Annotated in this window: 1 protein-coding gene; it reads left to right on the top strand. The window is 51.0% G+C overall.

Going from position 1 to position 555, the window contains the following annotated elements; all coding sequences use genetic code 11:
* Positions 1–19 precede the first annotated feature (19 nt).
* On the top strand, positions 20–555 hold a 536-nt coding region (locus SQ11_RS15465), incomplete at its 3' end, for a lytic transglycosylase domain-containing protein (protein ID WP_232298041.1).

The raw sequence follows: 555 nt of genomic DNA, 5'->3' as shown, positions 1-555 counted from the left end.
TTACTGGCAGGAGCGTGCGGTGAAAGTCGGCAAGAAGAATGTGGAAGCCAATACCTTGCTGATTCCTTTGAACCATGAGCATAGTTTTTATGGGCAGATGGCCAGAGAAGAACTGGGTGAGATGCTCAGTGTCCCGGCGATTGAATACCAGGTCAGTGCTCAGGAAATTCAGCTCATGGAACAGAATCCGGGTATTCGCCGGGCCATGGCATTGTATCGGCTGAATCAGCGAGTGGAGGCAAATCGCGAATGGATCTGGACGGTGCAGCATTTCAGCGATGCACAACTGCTGGCAGCTGCCAAAGTGGCTCAGCGTTACGGTATTTATGACCGTGCAATCAATACTGCAATCAAAACGGTGACTCATCATGATTTCAACTTGCGCTATCTGGCACCCTATCGTGAACAGATGCGTCCTGTTGTGCAACAGCAGCAGCTGGATGAATCATTTGTATATGGGTTGATTCGACAGGAAAGCCGTTTTATCGCGGATATCAAGTCCAGCGCCGGAGCAGCCGGACTGATGCAGCTGATGCCGGCAACTGCCAAATGGGT

The sequence above is a fragment of the Nitrosospira sp. NpAV genome (assembly GCF_000832065.1).
GTDB lineage: Bacteria > Pseudomonadota > Gammaproteobacteria > Burkholderiales > Nitrosomonadaceae > Nitrosospira.
The sequence above is the reverse complement of the archived record's forward strand: the minus strand, read 5'-3'. Positions and strand labels throughout refer to the sequence as shown.